Origin of the sequence: Siphonobacter sp. BAB-5405 (assembly GCF_002872335.1) — a bacterium.
Taxonomy (GTDB): domain Bacteria; phylum Bacteroidota; class Bacteroidia; order Cytophagales; family Spirosomataceae; genus Siphonobacter.
The window spans coordinates 1-559 of sequence record NZ_NJAG01000135.1; the positions used below are offsets into that span (position 1 = coordinate 1).

A 559-nucleotide genomic window follows, 5' to 3' on the forward strand; every position below is an offset into this window, starting at 1 on the left:
CCCTAGCAGGGTACTGGTATGTTGGTACGTGTAAATCCCTATGGAGGTAGGTAGTAGTGGCATTATCTCCGGCCAGTAGTACCTGTACATTGTCACTGGACAGTTCCGTAAACCGATGAAAACGGGCGACGAGAGAATTATTCAGCAGCATCGAATAATTACCGTAGGTAGCCGTTTGCAGATTAGCCGAATTCGAAAGAAAGGTGGAGGATTCGACCTGCGTTTCTGGTTTAACGTCCAGAATTTCCTGGCAACCTCCCAACAGGAGCCCTGTCGTAGCGAGCAGTAAAGAAAAGGAGTATCGCATAGTAGAGATGTTCGAAATCATTAAAAGGACAATTGCAGACCCGCCAGGTATTTGCGGGCAAAGGGATATTTGCCGGCGTTCTCTTCGCCGAAGGAGCCGTTCTCTTCCGGATCAATACCCGTAAATCGAGTGAGTGTGAGCAGATTATCACCCGATACAAAAACGGTCAGGTTTTGCATCTTCAGGCGGGACAGCACTGGACGGGGCAGGGAATACCCCAGACGAACGTTGCGAAGCCGGGCAAAATCCCCC

1 protein-coding gene and 1 pseudogene are annotated in these 559 nt (G+C 50.1%); both read right to left on the reverse strand.

What is annotated here, in order from left to right:
• A pseudogene (locus BWI97_RS26505) lies at positions 1-307 on the reverse strand (hypothetical protein); the annotation flags it as partial.
• A gap of 20 nt (positions 308-327) precedes the next feature.
• Positions 328-559 (reverse strand): hypothetical protein (locus tag BWI97_RS27875; RefSeq protein ID WP_158242877.1); only part of this gene is annotated, 232 nt, incomplete at its 5' end.